Raw genomic sequence first — 16,130 nt, 5'->3', positions numbered from 1 at the left:
CGGTTTAAGGGGCAACGGCATGCACCAAAAAAGGCCCGTCACATTCGCATTGCAGAATTCAGGCGGTCGATCATGGTCAGGGCGTGCTGCTTTTTGTCGAGATTGTAGGTGTCCGTCTCAGATATAGCGTCCAGCGCCTCATGCCAACTGTCCGACAGCGTTTTGGCCCGCTTGAGATCGCCAGCCCGCGCCGCCTGGCTTGCCGCATCCGACAGAAGGTCCAGCGCCCGGCGATTGAAGATGTCGAACTGTATCGCCTGGTCCTTGCCCGCGACCGCCTCGGCCAGGCGATAGGCGCCGCCAATATCGCTCTTTCCCGTCGCCACCAGTCCATCCAGCGTCCGCGCGATCTCCAGCCCGCCATACTGCGTCAACAGGATCGCGTTGCGGGCGCTGCCCCCTGCCCGCTCGACCAATGCAGCCCTCGCGGCCGGATCGTCGGGCGGCGGCGGCTCCGCTGTCTCCAGCACCGCCATCAGTTCGTTGGCGTCGAGCGGTGTCAGCCGCACCACCTGGCAGCGCGAGCGGATCGTCGGCAGCAGACTGCCGGGTGCATGGACGATGAGAATGAACAGGGTCCGTGCCGGTGGTTCCTCGAGATTCTTCAGCAAGGCATTGGCCGCATTGGCATTCATGTCGTCGGCCGGATCGACGATCACCACCCGGTAGCTGCCGTCATGCGAAGTCAGCGACAGAAAGCGGCTGACCTTGCGGATTTCGTCGACGGTGACGACGGTCTTGAAACTCTTGGTCTTGTCGTTCAACGGGCGGGTCAGATGCAGTACGCCGGGATGCGCGCCGGTTGCGATCTGGCGAAACAGCGGCGAGGCCGGATCGGGAACTGCTAGGTTGCCAGGCGCCTGGTCGAAGGCCGGATACTTCAAAAGGTGGTGGGCGAGATGGAAGGCGAGCGTCGCCTTGCCGATCCCGACCGGACCGGCGAAGATAAGCGCATGCGGCAGCTTTCCCGCACGATAGGCGGCGGCAAGCATGGTGACGGCCTGCCCGTGTCCGACCAGACGCGGTGTTTCGGAGGGTTCCGGCACACCGTCCAGCGTATCATGCTGTTCCGGCGCGATGCGTTCGAAGATCATACGGGTGCGACCTGCCTGTTGCGCTCGGACGCCCTTGCCTCCAGTGCCGCGAACACGGTCGCCGTGACGACATCCTCCACCGTGTCCGGATCGGCGGACGCATCGACGACGATGCAGCGTTCCGGCTCTGCCGCGGCGATCGCCAGGAACGCTTCGCGGCGGGCCTGGTGGATGGCCAGCGTCTCTTTTTCGAAGCGGTCGGCTGTGGCATCGCTGCCACGCCGCAATGTCGCGCGCTTCAAACCCTCGGCCGGGTCGATATCGAAGATCAGCGTCATGTCGGGCATCATGCCGTTGATGGCGACCTGTTCCAGCATGGCCATGAATGCCGGATCGATCCCACCCGTAACGCCTTGATAGACACGCGATGAATCCAGGAAGCGGTCACAAAGCACGATGGAGCCGCGTTCGACCGCCGGACGGATGACCTGCTCGACGTGGTCAGAACGCGCGGCTGCGAAGAGCAGCGCTTCCATCTTGGGCCCGAACGGTTCGGCGGCACCCGAAAGCAGCACATGCCTGACCGCTTCGGCGCCCGGCGAGCCGCCCGGCTCGCGTGTCCGTACGACATCATACTTCTTGGCGCGCATCTTGGTGGCCAGCCGCTCGATCTGTGTCGACTTGCCTGCGCCTTCGCCGCCTTCGAAGGTGATGAAAAAACCGCGCGCCAATCGAGGGCCTTTGTTCGTGTTCGAGTGGATTGTTGGGCTGTAGATAGTCCGCGTTCGGGAAAACGTCCATGCCGTCGGCGCTATCGAAGCCAGCCGATCGCTAGTTCCTTGACGGCATCGAGAGCGCGTTGCGGCAACGTGCCGACGCTGATCGACTCGGCGGCGAACAACGGTGTCTCCTGGCTCAGCGTGTCGCCGATCCAGACGCGCAGTGCGCCCACCGGCTGCCCCTCCTCCACCGGTGCCGCGACCGGGCCGGTGTAGATGATCCTGGCCGTCAGCTTGTCGCGGTTGGTGATCGGCAGGAAGATGTCGATCGGACCTTTTGCCTTGAGCGTCACGCCGGATTTCATGCCGCCAAAAACCTGGGCCTCTCCGACCACCTCGTCCTTGGCGAAGATTTCGGTCTTCTCGAACGAGCGAACGCCCCAATCGAGCAGTTTGCGTGCCTCTTCTGCGCGCTCCTTGTCATTTGCCAGCCCGCTCATCGCCGCGATCACCCTCGTGCCGTTGTGGCTGACCGAAGCCACGATGCCGAAACCGGATGTCTCGCTTGCGCCGACAGCCAGGCCGTCGGCGCCGATGTCCATCGCCAGCAACGGGTTGCGGTTCCTCTGCGAGATCTTGTTCCAGGTGAAATCCTTCAACCCGTAATACCGGTAGAAATCGGGGTATTCGCGCCATAGATGCAGGGCGAGCTGCGCCAATTCGCGCACGTTTGTCTGCTGGCCGTCGGCCGGCAGGCCAGTGGAGTTCACGAAAGTCGACGTCTTGAGGCCGATCTGGCGCGCACGTTCGGTCATCTCTCCGGCAAAATTGTCCTCGGATCCGGCCATGCCTTCGGCGATGACGATACAGCCGTCATTGGCGGCCTGCACGGTCACCCCCTGGATCAGGTCCTCGAGCCGGATCGCCGATTTGAGCTTGGCGAACATCGTCGAGGTCCCCGACGGCGCGCCACCTTTGCGCCAGGCGTTTTCGCTGACCACGAACGTATCGTCGAGTTTGAGGCGCCCGGATTTGAGGGCGTTGAAAACCACTTCCATCGTCATCAGCTTGGCCATCGAAGCCGGCGGAATGGGTTTATCGGCATCTTTCGAAAACAGCACCGTGCCGGTATCGGCATCGATCATGAAGGCTTGCGCGGCCTTGGTCTCGAAAAGCTGCGCTTGGGCCGGCGAAAGCGTAAGCAGGAGGCTGAGGAGAAAAAAAACGGCGAAAGGCTGTAGCAAGCGAAACTGCATGAAAATCGACCCGTTGGCCGGCCCCTCCGGCGTCCCGAACTATCGGGCTTTTTCGGTGAGGGATCAACTGCCGGGCGCAAACCGGCGCTGGATCAGTCGCGCACGACCAGCGCGTCGGGCGCGCCATGAGACCACGCCGCCTTCAGCAACTCGTCTAGACCGCCATGGCCGTCCGGATAGAGGTTGACCGCATACCAGTCATTGCCGTCGAGATCGGAGCGCTGGATTTCTATTCTGCCGAAGGGCTTTAGTGCCGAGGCCACACGTGTGGCTTCGGTGGCGTCGTCGAACGTGCCGGCGGCGACATAATCGGCACTGGATGGCGCCGCTTGGCGGCCGGTGTTTTTCCACGACCGCAGGATGTCTGCGGGCGACATGCCGCTGTCGTCCAGAGCGGCAAAGACATCCGCGCGATGGACGCGTTCATCCGCATAGGACAGCGATGCCATGGCGAACGGCGATTGCGGCGGCAGGCTGATCTGCGGCCGTTCCGGCACGATCGGTCCAAAATCGGGCAGCGCCGGATCGCCGAAGGCCGGCTGTGCGGCCATCCGTCCCTGCATCGGTGCCGCGGCATCCGTCAGCTGACCTGGAAACGGCACGGCGGCCGCGCTGACCGGAAGGCTCGGCGAAGGCCCGTTCATGGCCACCATGACGCCGGTCGGCAGGCCGTCCGATGGGTCCGGTATGCGGTTGCCTGGATGGTAAGAGGCCATCAGGTACTGGTCGTCATTGCCGTCGAGCGGCGCGCGGCCGACATATTCGACCTTCACCTTCGCGGTGCCGACCTTGTCGTAGTCCAGCATCTGCGCGGCTCGCTCCGAGACGTCGATGATGCGGCCCTCATGGTAGGGGCCGCGGTCATTGACGCGCACGATGACCGAACTGCCGGTTTCGAGGTTGGTGACGCGGGCATAGCTGGGCAGCGGCATGGTCGGATGCGCCGCCGTCAGATGCGCCATGTCGTAGACTTCGCCATTGGCGGTCAGCCGGCCATGGAAGGCGTCGCCATACCATGATGCCAGACCCACCTTGGCGTACTTCTTGTCTTCCTTGGGATAATACCACTTGCCGCGCACCTGATAGGGCTTGCCAAGCTGGTCGCGACCGCCGCCGCGCCGCATGAAGGCAGCGCGCGGACTGGCCTTCACCCCATATTCGGTCTCGGCGAAATATTCCTTGGAGCGGGTCTTCTTGTAGACCATCCCTTTCGGCTCGGGCTGCGACGCGCAAGCGGCGAGCAATGCAGCCGACGCTGCAAGCAACGCAACCGTGGCAACGCGACGAAGACGCGGGTGCGTCACAGCCTGCATTCTTGATTGCCCCCTAAATCTCATGAAGACGTCGCATCCGACCATCAGAGGAGCCAAAGCACTCACTCGACAATGCCAACGACGCCTCGAACCCCGATCCTTTGTGCGCAGGAATTGTTTATCACGGTATTAACCGATTGTGGCCGGAACCGGGCAAGATTGTGACGCCGCCTGTCCTGTCCTAGGCTCAGGGAGCGACCTGCTCACGCAAGCCGGTTGACAGGCCTTTGCCGGGCACACTAGAGCAGTGACCGGCAGTCGCTGGAGGGATGGCCGAGCGGTTTAAGGCACCGGTCTTGAAAACCGGCGTGGGCGCAAGTTCACCGTGGGTTCGAATCCCACTCCCTCCGCCAGTCAATCCCTGAAATCCCTTTATTTTCCGGGCCATTGGCAGTTTCCGGTTAGTAGCCTTCTAACCGATCTTCTAACCACTATCGTCTGCCACGCCGCGAATGCTGCGGTTAGCACTACAAAGCCGCCCGCTTGATAGAATTGTGCAACGGCACGAGAATGGCGAATCGAAAAATAGATCCTTGAGGCTCGTAGCGAATCGATGGCCAGAACTCCCACTCCGAAGGCACCCGTCCAGGCGCACCTTTCTCCTGACCAACTTCGCAGAGGGATCATCCGACTCACGAAGCGGTTGGACGAGGTCCAGGCGTTCAATCCCGACGAGATTGAAGGAGATGATCCTGCGCCGCTGACCCGCCCACTTTCGGCGGCAATTGAAGCATCACTGGCCGAGACGTTTGGCGTCGATACCGTCGAATATGATCGATATCACCGTGCAAAATACTTCAACTACAGCGTGAGCTTCGCGCAGCCGACACCGCGCGGATCGATCGTCAGAGACCTGAAGCGAGAGCGACAGAAGTCTATCGACCTCTTGAATGCCGCGATCAACTTGATGAAGGATCGGCTCGATGAGCTTGGCGACATCCCGGCGGCGATCACTGCGCAGCCGTTGAACACGATTGACCCTAGGAAGGTCTTCATCGTGCATGGGCATGACGAGGCAATCCGTGAAACCGTTGCTCGATTTGTGAGCCAGATCGGTATGGCTCCGGTCATCCTGCACGAACAGGCCAACAAGGGCAGAACGATCATCTCGAAATTTCGGGAAGAAGCGGCGTCGGTTGGATTTGCTATTGTGCTGGTCACCGCTGACGATGGCGATCTGCCGCGCCAAAATGTGATCTTTGAGCTTGGGTTCTTTCTCGGCGCTCTCGGCGCCGAGCGTGTTGCCGCTATTGTCAGACAGCCAGTCACTACCCCGAGCGATTATGACGGCGTCGTGTATATCCCCTACGATGGCAGCGGTGGTTGGAAGATTGCGCTGGCGAAAGAGATGAAGGCTGCGGGCTACGCGATTGACTGGAACAACGTCATGGGTGGCGGCTAAGTCGCTTCGCTTGGTACCAAGATGACCGGTGCGTCTCTTACCGTGGCGGTCGATCCGGCTTGCATCTGTTTGAATGTTTGCTCCTATATAAATTACGCGTTGTCACCGCTCAAAATGCTTCCACCACCCTTGAAGGTCGGAGGTGATTGGAAATGGACGAGCCCGCGAGACTCTTCAGGGTCAAACCCAGCGCGGCGGATCGCCGCAAAGATGCGTGCTTCTACCCAATCAGCTCCTTCATGTAGCAAGTCGAGTGAGTTTCTACCCACGAAAGGTCCGCCTCGCATTAGAAGCACCAGCTTGGCGTCGTCACCAGCCAATGCCAGTAAAGACAGCCCGCCATCTCGAAAGGTTCCATCAGGCTTTATCCACGTTTCATAGGCGCGCCACTGGTATTCGTGGATGATGTTGTCACGCTCCTGCCGGAGAAACTCCCAAAATATTGAATGGTCCTCTTTATTGTCTTTTATGGCCTTCCACTCGACTGAAATTTCATGCCGAATTGCCGGAGACAGACATGATTTAGCATCGACCTGAAACAAGTCTATTGCGGTCCTTAGGAGAGCGCAGGTCCCGATCCATATGACCTTCCACTCAGACAACAGAAACGTGGCTTGTGTGATCTGATCTCCGAGGTGGCGGATGCCATTGCGGCCATCGGAGAGCGCCCGATAAGACGAGAGGAAAAACTTCACGGGGATATAGTGGTTCGCATACTGCGACGGGACCGTCATGTTTTCCAGAACTCCTTAGAACAGCGATCCTTGAGAGGGGGTGTTGCGGAAACTTGATCTGCGTGGCTGGCTTCTCGACTATCACCAAGGCATCGTCCGGTGCCGTCCGCTGCATGTGCCTAGCTTCGGTTCACGGCGCGGTCAACCAGGTCTGGTCGTTCGGCTTTGGGCTGGGCTCTGCGAAGCTCGTGACGGGCACGACGCAACGATTGTCCATGCCAACGTATTGCTGCCAATGCGCATATTGAGGGTTGCGAATGTTGGTCGTGCCATAGTCGGCTGTCTATTGGCGTCGGCATTCCCCAAAGCAGCTTTGCAAGCTCGAATTGACCATCCGCAGCGTTGCGCACAACTGGTCCCGGCATTAGACGTCAAGCGATGGTTCAAGGTTGCCCATGATATCCGCAAAGCGCGGGTCCACTCGCGAATGGCGTCTTGGCTGGTGGTGATGTTGTAGAGATTGCACATAGGGTTGAATGTGCATCAACAAAGCGACGTTCGCCAGTGGCGGAGAACCCCTCCCCCGGAATTGGTGAATTCTAAGCGTTTTCCAAAGCGACTAACCAAATCCACTAACCGTTCGGCGCGAATTCGTCGTTTCCCATCGGTCTGAATGTTTGCTGCTCTCATTAGTTGATCGCAGAGGAACGATACCAGCGACCTAGGTCTTTGGTGGTCCGCAGCGTCCTTTGAGAACCGCAATTTCGGTTTCATGATCGCCGCCCGACATTGACGACACAGGAACACCAATCAGGAACACCCCAAGAGCGTCACCAGTCGCAGCCTTGTTCTGTTGATTGGTCAGAAGCGCCAGCCGCTCTCGATCCGCCTGCGTACAAGGACCGGCATTCGGAACCCCTGCTATTTTATCCGGTGGCGTGGCACAGCCTGCAAAGCAAACGAACGCAACAATGGTCAAAGCAAATCGTTTCATCATCCCCCCAAATCCTAGCCCGCTGCAAACTTTCCTTAACTCACCCCCAACCGCAACCCGTCTAACAAGGGATTCGACAATAAACTACAGAAAGTGCATCATAACGCATCGGTGTCGGGGGATGCCTTCATGCATTGGCGCTTGTATTTTGTCGCAACGGCGGCGGCCCTCATCTCGGGCTGTGCTGCCGACTATCTGAACAACTACGATACAGTGACGCTTGCGGCTGGTGACGCAAACAACATGAACTCACTTCTGCAAACCGTCGATCCTTTCAACCCCAACAGCAACAACACTCGTATCGAAGGTGACGGCCAACGTAGCGTTGCCGTGATCCAGCGGTACAAATCGCCCTCTTCTGCCGGTGGTGGCTACTCTGGCAATTGCCCGACTGACAACAGCATGGCGGCGGACGGCTCACATTGCGGAAAGCGGTCCGCTGAAAGCCGTCCAGGCGGCGCGATGTGATCGGCATAGACAAATCCCGCTATGACAACCGCTCCGCACAATGGCGGCGGCGCGACGGCGCGAAGCGCTCACGCGTTAGACGATGGGCAAGCGTGCCGCTCCGTCTCGTACTCGTGACTGTAGCGGCAACTTCCGCCTTGGTGACGCAATTCGTCATGCACAACAGCGGGTCGTTTCCGGAAATCAATCTGCAGAACATCATCAAACCGAAGCCTGTCGCGGTTGCCGGTGTGGCGTCCGTCATCGACGGCGACACAATAGAAGTGCATGGGCAGCGGATTCGCTTCAACGGGATCGACGCGCCAGAGAGAGGCCAATACTGCGACGACGCCAACGGCTTCGAGTATCCCTGTGGCCGACGCTCTGCGGAAGCTCTAGACGCCTTCCTAGCAGCCTCCAAGCCGGTCCAGTGTGCATTCGTCACATGGGATCGTTACGGACGGTTCGTCGGAAACTGCACGCGGGCGGACGGAGCCAGCGTAGCCGCATGGATGGTCGAGCACGGGCAAGCGCTTGATTGGCCCAAGTACAGCAACGGTGCCTATGCGCCGCAACAGGCAAAAGCCAAGGCATCAAAGCTTGGTTTGTGGGCAGGATCGTTTCAGACGCCGTGGGATTGGAGAGTGCAGCATAGCGACGATGGGCAAACGACGTCGGCACCGGTCCTTGCATTCGGCAACGGCAGTTCAGGATGCGTCATCAAAGGCAACATTTCGGCGGACGGCGAACGCATCTACCATGTGCCGGGACAGAAGTATTATAGCGTCACCGTCATCAGCCAAGCCAAAGGCGAAAAGTGGTTCTGCTCGGAAGCGGAAGCCGTTGCGGCCGGCTGGCGGCGATCAAAGCGGTGAAGAATGGCAGCATCGGGGGAAGCAATGGGGGGTGTGAAAGTCGCGTTTTTGGAGGCGATTGCGGCAGTTGTTCCGGTCGCCTTGGTGTATTTTAGCGGCTGGGCATATCTGTCATCATACGTCGGCGTTTTCGGCATCGACGCAACTCAGCTTGATGTCGGTTTCCCTACCGTGCTGGTGTACGCGTTTCGCCCGCTCCAATCTTGGGCGCTGCTTCTCTTTGCTGCCGTCGTGGTGGGCCTCGCCGCTCTCGTTTATAAGTTCGGCATTCGACGCCAATTATTTTGGTGGTCGTACATTGTTGTGATCCTCGTCTCGGCGCTCTTTGTGATTTCTTACGTGGCCAAAGATTCGGCCAACGAAATGGCTGAAAATGTTTGGCGTGGAAAAAAGGTTCAAGCGTTCGCAAACGTATCGTCTGGCGGCCCATCAGCGGATGAATACAAGCTTTGCCAGCAAGATTTCCGGCTGTACCAGATCATTGGCTTGGCGAATCGTCTTTTCCTGCTTTGCAGAAGCGCCCTGACGCCATGCGATCGTGGAGTAATGTACGTCATCAACGATGACGGTCGCATAACCTACACTGCCAATGAAATTCGGAGGGATGTCAATGGGCGCCAAATTTGCACTGACTAGCGTTCTTTCAATCCTGTTGTCATCGCATTTGGCGATGGCCGAAGAAGCTGTGCAGGTTTCTCAAAAGAAGGCCACAAAGATCGTCGCTGGGGACGGCCCATTCGAGATAGCCAATGAAGCGGCTCTCTTTGGCTATGTGACCGAAATCAAGGGGTCGAAGGCTACTTTCCTGCCCTGCGACGGCAAAAAGTTCGACGTGGATATAAGCAAGCTTCAAAGAACGAAGCACGATTGTAGCGTAGCCCCTCCGCCCGACCAGAAGCCGTTCGGAGTCAACTGTGAAACCGCCGACGAAACATGGGGTACGTTTGCGCCGGTTTTGGCCAGTCAGAAGGATGTTCCGCTAGGGTCGACATATGAGGCCGCCAAGGACGACGTGCAGTTTTCTGACGCTGTCAAAGCTGTGATAGGCAGAGTGACGCAGGTCCGAAATTGCAATCTGTCTGTCGTCGGCGCGGACAAGGACGGTGTAGCTGTGATCCAGATATTCCTGACGTCGGACAAACTCAACGTTCCCGATAAATAGCCCGGTTTGGTCGCTCCGGTGACCCCTGCCGTTCCATTGCGGTTCGCCAAAGCGGACAACCCTTCCGCTGCCGGCACTGAATTCTAATCCCTTTTCAAGACGACTAACCTTTCAACCAACCATTTGGCCCTTTCGTCATTGAAGCAGCACCAGTTTCATTGTGTCTTCGCCGTGGAGTTCGGCGAGACTGCGGCCGGCGACCCGCTGGCGATAGAACTGTTGACCGCATGCGGAGCCGGCTGGTTCCAGACGATCTGGTATGCGCATACGACTCCGTTTCCAAGCCTCGCCGAATTCATCGTCTTTCATGCCGAAAAGCATCGCTGTCGAAAGCCTGAATTGGCGAACGGTCAAATGTGAAAGCTTGCTGCGGTAATGCGAAATGATGGCGAACACGTCATTATCGGAAAGTTCGAGGGTGCCGCGCACATCGTCGTAATGCGAAAGGTCGCTGACGTTACCGTGAAATCCAAGTTTGCCGGCGACGGGCGCAATCATGCTGCGAAACCGCGTGTGGATGCCTTTGATCCGCCCCGCCTCTAGTTCAACGATATCCCCCATGGGAATGACGTGAACTGCGATAGTGTTGGGGTATGCGATGGTTCCGAGCTTCATTGCGGTTGCCTTACTTTGTAGCGTCGATGGCGTTGCGGCTGATGTCGCCGGGACCATCAAAATTCAGATCCGCAACGACTGGATCGCCGTCGTTGATATCACCGAAGATGATCGCCAATCGTCCGTGTATTAGTGGCTCACTCCCGGCAAGGTTTGCGGTCCTGTCGGAATTCAGATTGCGAATGTCGATCAAGTTGCCGTCCAAAACTTCCGCTTCGAGCTTGGCGTTGTTGAAAAATGCTATTCTCATTTTTTGGCTTCCTTTGTGGGTTAGCTAAGAAAGTAACGCGGTCGTTGGTTGGTCCACGTGCGGCCGTCGATGTCATATCGGACAACTTGCATTTGTCTCGACTGACACCAACGGGCTATATCTTGGCAACGCAAGACAAGCATGTCGCTCAATTGGATCGCGGAACGAAAGCCGGCGTAATTGCGATGATAGTTAAGCTGTTGTGCGGTCCATCCCATAATGTCCAATGCGACTTCGTCGGCAACGTAGATGCATGATGGAACGGATATAACTGTCATGATCATCGCCCCATGAACCTTTGCCATTTCTCATTGGCCTGTGCGTCGGTGTCAGTCACAAGAATTGTCGGTACATCGCCGTACAGAACGCGCCGGATATCGCTTCGAAGCCCATCGCCAACCTCGCCCGCGTTGTTGATCATCGTCGCGTAATCCACGGGCGGTTGATCTTCGCGCCAAGCTGCCAACCATTCTCGCTGTTCAGCGTCCAATTTGCCGAACGCGCCAACTTTGCGTTGGACGGCAAGTTTGAGCGCTTCGAGCCGCTGCCGTTCATCGTGCAACGCCATCGCTAAGCAGCTTTTCCAGTTCGTCTAATTTGGCGCGGATTTCAGCAAGTTCGGTCACGTCTTGCAGCGATTTGAGCGCCGTTGCGATTGAGCGCGTTTCGTCGGGCGTCAAATGGCCTTCGGCCAATGCCTTTGCGATGCTGGTAGGCGACGTGTCCTCGAGTTCGACGCTGCGGCCTTTCGGCAAAATGCGTTCAAGAATAAAAGTGATCGCGTCCCAATCGCCGCGTTCGAGCTTTGAGCGAAGCTGTTCAATCGCGGCGTCCTTCATGTCTTTGATTGCTGACATCGCTTCATTGCTGATCTTGTTTTTACTGCCGGGAATGCGGCCGGGATTACCGGGAGCAAACCGACCGTTCGGCAATTTCACGACCGTTGATGTACGGAGTTCTGCGGCGTTGTTGTCGGCGGTCATGCTAAATCCAAGATATCCGGCAATTGCGGGCCGCACACCACGCGGTCACAGCGCGCGTGTCGTAACGCGCCGCGCTATTTCGCCCCAATGGCTGCGGAAAATCCTGACGGCGACGGTAGTAGTTTAGCGATTGTCGCGTCACGCCGAACGCGGCGCAAAGGTCCGCAGACGTGAGCGTTGCGCCGGCCGGAAGAACGATAACGTTGCCCGCAACCATCGCTGCTACTCGCGGCCCATGAGCAAATTGTAGGCGGCTTCAATCGGCTGTTCGATTGCGACGGCGACAACGGTTACAACGCTGCTCAAAGTCGTCTCGACCAACGAGAGGTTGTTGAGCCGTTCCTTGCGGGTATCGATAAGCCGCTGTGCTTCCGCTTCGATACGCGTCTGATCCGGTCCCGACGCCAGCACGTCGGCTGCGGTCGGCTGCTTGTTGAACGCACCGTTGAGAGCGTACTTTTTGGCCGTATTGAGCACTGCGGAACGGCGTTCGATCTCGTCCCAAATTGGCGTGTTCGTCATGTCAGGGAACATACCTGGCGCTTCCAGAATGGCGGCAAGCTCATCGATATCAGCACCCGGAACGAGGGCAGCACGTTGGGCCAATGAAAGCGGTAGCCAAATCTGCCGATATTCCTGCCCGACCGTCCCAACTGTCGGTTCCGGCGTGGTGGAGCGCTTCCACGCCGCGCCATCGTCCTGTTTGGCCTGAATTCCGGCCTTGGTGGTCCCCTGAAAGGGTGGCGACACGTGCTTGACGACCAATTCCCGCAGCACGTCGGGGAGCCGCGCCGGGTGGACTTGCTGACGTGCGCGGTTCCCCTCTACAGCGAGGCTGCTAACACCGGCAGAGAGTGCCGCCATTTCATTGCGTAGCGCCTCCGGTGCGTTCTCGGACAGACGGGCGATCAGCGCCGTTTGCGAGGCATCGCCGTTACGGACGGTGACCGCATCGCCGCGCCCTGTCTCGCTTCTAACAAACAGATCAGGTTCGACGTTGGCGAAGGCGCGAGGGTGTGCAAAGCGGCTGACGGCGGAAGGCATTGGAATAATCTCCTTGAAAGATAGGTTAGGTTTGACAAAGAGTAGGACTGCTTTGGTGTATATGTAAAGCATATTTTCGCGTGTACTTCACATTTTATTTAGAACGATATCCACAACTGCTGACCATCGCAATATAACACGTCGCTCAATTGGAATACCATCGCAATGAGTCGGGTAAATTACGCGACGACTGTTTTGACTGACCAAAACGTTCAAATCGACGAGATCCATCGCGAACGACCATTTGGTGAGTTTGTTGATTAGACGCTGCGACAGTCAACGCAACGCCACCAATACAATCAAAGCGTTGATCGCTAAAGTGCGAAGGACGGGCGAGAATTAGCAGTCATGAAGCGCCCGGCCCGGTTCCCCAAAATCTCCAAGTTACTCACCTCTAAAAAAGCCCTGTAAAAATCATTTCACTAAATTTCCCTATATGCCTTGGAAGTGGGGAATTTGGGTATTTTTGGAGAACCGATGACCTATTGTGAGCGAAAGGTCGTTTGAGCGTTGATTATCGTTCCGGCAACCTTGGCGTTATCAGCGCTCACCAAGTCTTTCGGATCGAGCGCGCCGCGCACAATCAAGATGGTCTGTGCCTTTGCCGCGATTTTGATCTTGCGGGCGGTTTTCATGCCGGCGCGCTCGATGACGTGCCGCATCGCGCCGGCATGGCTAGGCGCGTCGCCGCTCATGAAATCCCGCAGATCGGCCACCGTCGCGAGATCGGCCGGCCACGTGGCCGCAAACTGCCGCGCAGCTTGATCTGCGGCGCTTTCCATAGCCGCGAGTGCCTTTTCCTTAGCCGCGTTCATAGGCGCTCGCTCGCCCGGCTTAAACGTGCTGATGTCGAGTGTTGCAAGGTAGTGTTGGACACTGCCGATGAATGCCGGATGGTTGATGATGCCGTGCAGATATTCGAACCAAGCTGGCGCTGCCGGTGTAGTCGGGTTTTCGATGACGACAACGCGGCGGTCGCTATTGTCGAATGGCAAGGCGTCCAGATGGTTCGAAAACAGCAACCAACGGCAGCAATTCTTTTCAATTCGCTGCCGACCAAATTTCGGATTGATGTGGCGATGTTCCTCAACAACCGCGCTTTTGAAATTCTCTTGTTGTTGATAGCGCTGTGAGTTGTTGCCTTCGCGTATTTCATCGACCGTTGCCAGAAGCTTTTGGGACAGTCGCCCATTGAACGCCTTGTTCAACAACATGCCAACATCGGCGTTCGCGGCCACATATCCTCGAAGCGCCTGCACAAGCATTGATGCCAGTGTGCCGCGACCGATGCCGGTCGTTGTGGCAATCATCAAATAGCACGTGTGTGGAAGTTCGCCGGGCCGCTGGACGATATGCGCTAGCCATTGCAGGAAGCGCACGCGTTCGGCTTCATTCGGCACAAGATAGCCAACGTGATCGATGAACGGTTTCGCCCAATCGTGCCAATTGGCCGGTGCAGGCATCAATCGCGGTGCCGTCCAAAGATTGTATGCGCGTTGGTCGGCGTCTGCCGCCTTGCAGATTTCCGACTCGCCGGGTTGCCATGTCACCACATCGACGGACGTGCGCGACTGTTCACGACGCCACAATTCGAGTGTCTGGAATTGTTTCATGATCGGGTTGCCTTGCCGATCAACCTTGCCGGTATCGAGTTCCGTGACGCTCGCTGCATATTCGCTTGGCGCATCGTCCTTGCTGCGGATCGTCTTGCTGATGCGATGCACGATCTGACTGCCATCGCCCACATGCACAAGGTCGGCGCGCATTTGGTCCAGTGTCATGATCTTCGGCAACGGTGGCGACGGCAGATCGTCGCCGATCACCATGTCAGCCTGTAGCCGTTGGTCGCGCCGGTCCTTGGCAGTGAGATATTTGCGGTTTGGAGCGCTGATGGCAGATGTGATCGTGCGCGCCCGGTAGTCGCCACGCTTCTGCCATTTGTCGCGATTGCACAAAGGCGCGCGGCTCATCAGCCGTTCCATTCGCACAGGATTGCAGCCGGTCCACCAAGCCAACGCATTGGCAAGCGCGAGGTCGGCCGCACTATGGTCGAAAGGCCGGCTCTCATCAGGGAAGAACTTACCAAGTTCGACGGCATCACCATTCCAAAGGGCTGCGAACGGCGGTGCGGTGCCAAGGGCCGCTAGCCCGCCCTTGCTGCCGATGGCGCGCCTGATCAATTCGTCGTCGTCGGCAGGGCCGGCGTAATCGGGCCGCGCCGCGTCGTCCCAATCGATCACGCCGGGATGATTGGATTGCCGATCTGGCACCCATCGGGCCAACGGCTCGCCGCAATCGTCGTCGATGTCGACCCGCGTCCAATCGCACTTGCCGAACGCGACAAAGCGGCCTTCCGCGTAGCATTCAAAGCGATTGCCGTTGTTGGCCCATCGGCGCGCCTTGTTGGCGAATGCGGGCTTGTTGCCGACGCGCATGATGCCGTGCAGACCATTGCCGCTTTGCGATGTCTCCCATGATGCGCCGGGGAACATGTTCACGACGTCACGGGCATATGGCATCCACTCCCCTGTGATCGGATCACGACAGTCATCAAGATCAACGAAGGCGAAGGGATCATTTGGCGTGAAGACGAAGCCAATGCCGTTGAAGCCGCCAACAGCGGCCCGTACGGTCGCCGTGGCATAATCTGTCCAGGTACCCGGATCGGTCGCGCTGGCAAGTTGCCCCGTCTTCGGATCGTAAGGGAGCTTGGTCGGCTTCGGCTCGCCCGGCCGCTGCACCAGCCGCCACACAATCCATTGCGGCAGCGCTTTGAGCGGTTCAGGCACGTTCGGCACATCCGGGTTGTTGCCCGGCGCGGCTGATGATGGTATTTCAAACATTGCATTTATTCCTATCGCCCCAAGTGCGGCTTGCCGGCCTGCTTGGGGCTAATTTTTTGAGGTCGAATGAACACCGCTCCGCCGCAATATTTGCGGCAAGCAATTGATTTAATTGATTGGGGCTGCGGTCAAAGGTTGTCGTCTAATCACCGCGACTAACGATCAGGCCGCTTTTTGGTGCTGGCGAGCGATGTATGCTTGTACGTCGCTAACAAGGTAGCCGACCTTGCGCACTGAAACGTGCAGCTTGCGGGGAAACGTCGGATCGGTCTTTTCGAGCCGCTGGCGTGTGGTGTCGGAAATCAAGAGTTTCGCGCAAAGCTGGTCGCGCGTCAGGATGGTCATAGCGTCCATGGGAATGCCTTCCAAAATCTCTGGGTTGTCGGGATTTTGCAGGCATCCGCCTACCGTGCGCCGCGTCTTTACCGTGGCATGGGCCATCCGACCCTTGCGCCGCCGATCATCCGATCAAGGCGGCAAACCGCAAGTGAGCATACGTAGGCGCACATAGTCAAGAAA

At 58.0% G+C, this 16,130-nt stretch carries 18 protein-coding genes and 1 tRNA gene; 6 read left to right on the top strand and 13 right to left on the bottom strand.

Annotated elements, in window-relative coordinates; genetic code table 11:
• Positions 1 to 38: 38 nt before the first annotated feature.
• The 4 genes from FJ543_RS04415 to FJ543_RS04400 form a co-directional block, all read right to left on the bottom strand.
• Complete coding sequence (locus tag FJ543_RS04415) at positions 39 to 1,094, bottom strand: DNA polymerase III subunit delta' (RefSeq protein WP_140720477.1); 1,056 nt, start codon at positions 1,092 to 1,094, stop codon at positions 39 to 41.
• The gene (gene tmk / locus FJ543_RS04410) at positions 1,091 to 1,765 is read right to left on the bottom strand and encodes a dTMP kinase (protein WP_015317900.1); all 675 of its coding nucleotides are present in this window, start codon (positions 1,763 to 1,765) and stop codon (positions 1,091 to 1,093) included. The genes FJ543_RS04415 and tmk overlap by 4 nt, the downstream gene beginning before the upstream one ends.
• A gap of 80 nt (positions 1,766 to 1,845) precedes the next feature.
• Positions 1,846 to 3,009 carry a D-alanyl-D-alanine carboxypeptidase family protein gene (locus tag FJ543_RS04405; RefSeq protein WP_140619636.1) on the bottom strand — a complete coding sequence of 388 codons (1,164 nt, stop codon included), beginning with the start codon at positions 3,007 to 3,009 and terminating at the stop codon, positions 1,846 to 1,848.
• Positions 3,010 to 3,101: 92 nt separating this feature from the next.
• Positions 3,102 to 4,322: a septal ring lytic transglycosylase RlpA family protein gene (locus FJ543_RS04400; protein ID WP_140720473.1), complete on the bottom strand. Its 1,221-nt coding sequence runs from the start codon at positions 4,320 to 4,322 to the stop codon at positions 3,102 to 3,104.
• Between the two features lie 263 nt (positions 4,323 to 4,585).
• Here FJ543_RS04400 and FJ543_RS04395 point away from each other — a divergent pair.
• Both FJ543_RS04395 and FJ543_RS04390 read left to right on the top strand, forming a co-directional pair.
• Positions 4,586 to 4,675 (top strand) — tRNA-Ser (locus FJ543_RS04395).
• A 290-nt stretch (positions 4,676 to 4,965) separates the two neighbouring features.
• Positions 4,966 to 5,724 (top strand): nucleotide-binding protein, encoded by a 759-nt coding sequence (locus FJ543_RS04390; protein WP_210243698.1) that lies wholly within the window; start codon positions 4,966 to 4,968, stop codon positions 5,722 to 5,724.
• Between the two features lie 92 nt (positions 5,725 to 5,816).
• Here FJ543_RS04390 and FJ543_RS04385 read toward each other — a convergent pair whose 3' ends face one another.
• Positions 5,817 to 6,458 carry a hypothetical protein gene (locus FJ543_RS04385; RefSeq protein ID WP_140873936.1) on the bottom strand — a complete coding sequence of 214 codons (642 nt, stop codon included), beginning with the start codon at positions 6,456 to 6,458 and terminating at the stop codon, positions 5,817 to 5,819.
• A 661-nt stretch (positions 6,459 to 7,119) separates the two neighbouring features.
• Positions 7,120 to 7,395, bottom strand: a complete 276-nt coding sequence (locus FJ543_RS04375) for a hypothetical protein (protein ID WP_140873934.1) — start codon at positions 7,393 to 7,395, stop codon at positions 7,120 to 7,122.
• 126 nt (positions 7,396 to 7,521) lie between these two features.
• On the opposite strand from FJ543_RS04375, the gene FJ543_RS04370 reads away from it, so the two are divergent.
• The 4 genes from FJ543_RS04370 to FJ543_RS04355 all read left to right on the top strand — a co-directional run bounded on the left by FJ543_RS04370 (position 7,522) and on the right by FJ543_RS04355 (position 9,876).
• Positions 7,522 to 7,860 (top strand): hypothetical protein, encoded by a 339-nt coding sequence (locus tag FJ543_RS04370; protein WP_140873932.1) that lies wholly within the window; start codon positions 7,522 to 7,524, stop codon positions 7,858 to 7,860.
• Between the two features lie 140 nt (positions 7,861 to 8,000).
• Entirely contained in the window at positions 8,001 to 8,714 is a 714-nt protein-coding gene (locus FJ543_RS04365; protein WP_246678825.1) for a thermonuclease family protein, read from the top strand.
• Positions 8,715 to 8,717: 3 nt separating this feature from the next.
• On the top strand, positions 8,718 to 9,350 hold the full coding sequence (locus FJ543_RS04360; RefSeq protein WP_140873930.1) for a hypothetical protein: 633 nt from the start codon (positions 8,718 to 8,720) through the stop codon (positions 9,348 to 9,350).
• A complete protein-coding gene (locus tag FJ543_RS04355) occupies positions 9,325 to 9,876 on the top strand; it encodes a hypothetical protein (protein ID WP_140873928.1) in 552 nt (183 codons plus the stop codon). The genes FJ543_RS04360 and FJ543_RS04355 overlap by 26 nt, the downstream gene beginning before the upstream one ends.
• Positions 9,877 to 10,011: 135 nt before the next feature.
• Here the strand turns inward: FJ543_RS04355 and FJ543_RS04350 are convergent, their stop codons facing one another.
• The 7 genes from FJ543_RS04350 to FJ543_RS04320 form a co-directional block, all read right to left on the bottom strand.
• Positions 10,012 to 10,491 (bottom strand): hypothetical protein, encoded by a 480-nt coding sequence (locus FJ543_RS04350; RefSeq protein ID WP_140873926.1) that lies wholly within the window; start codon positions 10,489 to 10,491, stop codon positions 10,012 to 10,014.
• Between the two features lie 10 nt (positions 10,492 to 10,501).
• Entirely contained in the window at positions 10,502 to 10,741 is a 240-nt protein-coding gene (locus tag FJ543_RS04345) for a hypothetical protein (RefSeq protein ID WP_140873924.1), read from the bottom strand.
• Positions 10,742 to 11,021: 280 nt separating this feature from the next.
• Positions 11,022 to 11,309 carry a hypothetical protein gene (locus FJ543_RS04340; protein ID WP_140873922.1) on the bottom strand — a complete coding sequence of 96 codons (288 nt, stop codon included), beginning with the start codon at positions 11,307 to 11,309 and terminating at the stop codon, positions 11,022 to 11,024.
• Entirely contained in the window at positions 11,293 to 11,724 is a 432-nt protein-coding gene (locus FJ543_RS04335) for a hypothetical protein (protein ID WP_140873921.1), read from the bottom strand. The genes FJ543_RS04340 and FJ543_RS04335 overlap by 17 nt, the downstream gene beginning before the upstream one ends.
• A 222-nt stretch (positions 11,725 to 11,946) precedes the next feature.
• The gene (locus tag FJ543_RS04330) at positions 11,947 to 12,768 is read right to left on the bottom strand and encodes a hypothetical protein (RefSeq protein WP_140873919.1); all 822 of its coding nucleotides are present in this window, start codon (positions 12,766 to 12,768) and stop codon (positions 11,947 to 11,949) included.
• A gap of 482 nt (positions 12,769 to 13,250) precedes the next feature.
• Complete coding sequence (locus FJ543_RS04325) at positions 13,251 to 15,611, bottom strand: DUF5906 domain-containing protein (protein ID WP_140873917.1); 2,361 nt, start codon at positions 15,609 to 15,611, stop codon at positions 13,251 to 13,253.
• A 162-nt stretch (positions 15,612 to 15,773) separates the two neighbouring features.
• Positions 15,774 to 16,052, bottom strand: a complete 279-nt coding sequence (locus FJ543_RS04320; protein WP_140873915.1) for an AlpA family phage regulatory protein — start codon at positions 16,050 to 16,052, stop codon at positions 15,774 to 15,776.
• Between the last annotated feature and the right edge of the window lie 78 nt (positions 16,053 to 16,130).

It is taken from the genome of Mesorhizobium sp. B2-5-7, from assembly GCF_006440875.1.
GTDB classification, from domain to species: domain Bacteria; phylum Pseudomonadota; class Alphaproteobacteria; order Rhizobiales; family Rhizobiaceae; genus Mesorhizobium; species Mesorhizobium australicum.
The sequence above is the reverse complement of the archived record's forward strand: the minus strand, read 5'-3'. Positions and strand labels throughout refer to the sequence as shown.

Bases quoted from the DNA above. Each gene is read 5' to 3' on its own strand.
- FJ543_RS04415 (WP_140720477.1), bottom strand. From the start codon at position 1,094: ATGATCTTCGAACGCATCGCGCCGGAACAGCATGATACGCTGGACGGT.
- FJ543_RS04405 (WP_140619636.1), bottom strand. From the start codon at position 3,009: ATGCAGTTTCGCTTGCTACAGCCTTTCGCCGTTTTTTTTCTCCTCAGC.
- FJ543_RS04400 (WP_140720473.1), bottom strand. From the start codon at position 4,322: ATGCAGGCTGTGACGCACCCGCGTCTTCGTCGCGTTGCCACGGTTGCG.
- FJ543_RS04385 (WP_140873936.1), bottom strand. From the start codon at position 6,458: ATGACGGTCCCGTCGCAGTATGCGAACCACTATATCCCCGTGAAGTTT.
- FJ543_RS04375 (WP_140873934.1), bottom strand. From the start codon at position 7,395: ATGATGAAACGATTTGCTTTGACCATTGTTGCGTTCGTTTGCTTTGCA.
- FJ543_RS04370 (WP_140873932.1), top strand. From the start codon at position 7,522: ATGCATTGGCGCTTGTATTTTGTCGCAACGGCGGCGGCCCTCATCTCG.
- FJ543_RS04360 (WP_140873930.1), top strand. From the start codon at position 8,718: ATGGCAGCATCGGGGGAAGCAATGGGGGGTGTGAAAGTCGCGTTTTTG.
- FJ543_RS04355 (WP_140873928.1), top strand. From the start codon at position 9,325: ATGGGCGCCAAATTTGCACTGACTAGCGTTCTTTCAATCCTGTTGTCA.
- FJ543_RS04350 (WP_140873926.1), bottom strand. From the start codon at position 10,491: ATGAAGCTCGGAACCATCGCATACCCCAACACTATCGCAGTTCACGTC.
- FJ543_RS04345 (WP_140873924.1), bottom strand. From the start codon at position 10,741: ATGAGAATAGCATTTTTCAACAACGCCAAGCTCGAAGCGGAAGTTTTG.
- FJ543_RS04340 (WP_140873922.1), bottom strand. From the start codon at position 11,309: ATGGCGTTGCACGATGAACGGCAGCGGCTCGAAGCGCTCAAACTTGCC.
- FJ543_RS04335 (WP_140873921.1), bottom strand. From the start codon at position 11,724: ATGACCGCCGACAACAACGCCGCAGAACTCCGTACATCAACGGTCGTG.
- FJ543_RS04330 (WP_140873919.1), bottom strand. From the start codon at position 12,768: ATGCCTTCCGCCGTCAGCCGCTTTGCACACCCTCGCGCCTTCGCCAAC.
- FJ543_RS04325 (WP_140873917.1), bottom strand. From the start codon at position 15,611: ATGTTTGAAATACCATCATCAGCCGCGCCGGGCAACAACCCGGATGTG.
- FJ543_RS04320 (WP_140873915.1), bottom strand. From the start codon at position 16,052: ATGGCCCATGCCACGGTAAAGACGCGGCGCACGGTAGGCGGATGCCTG.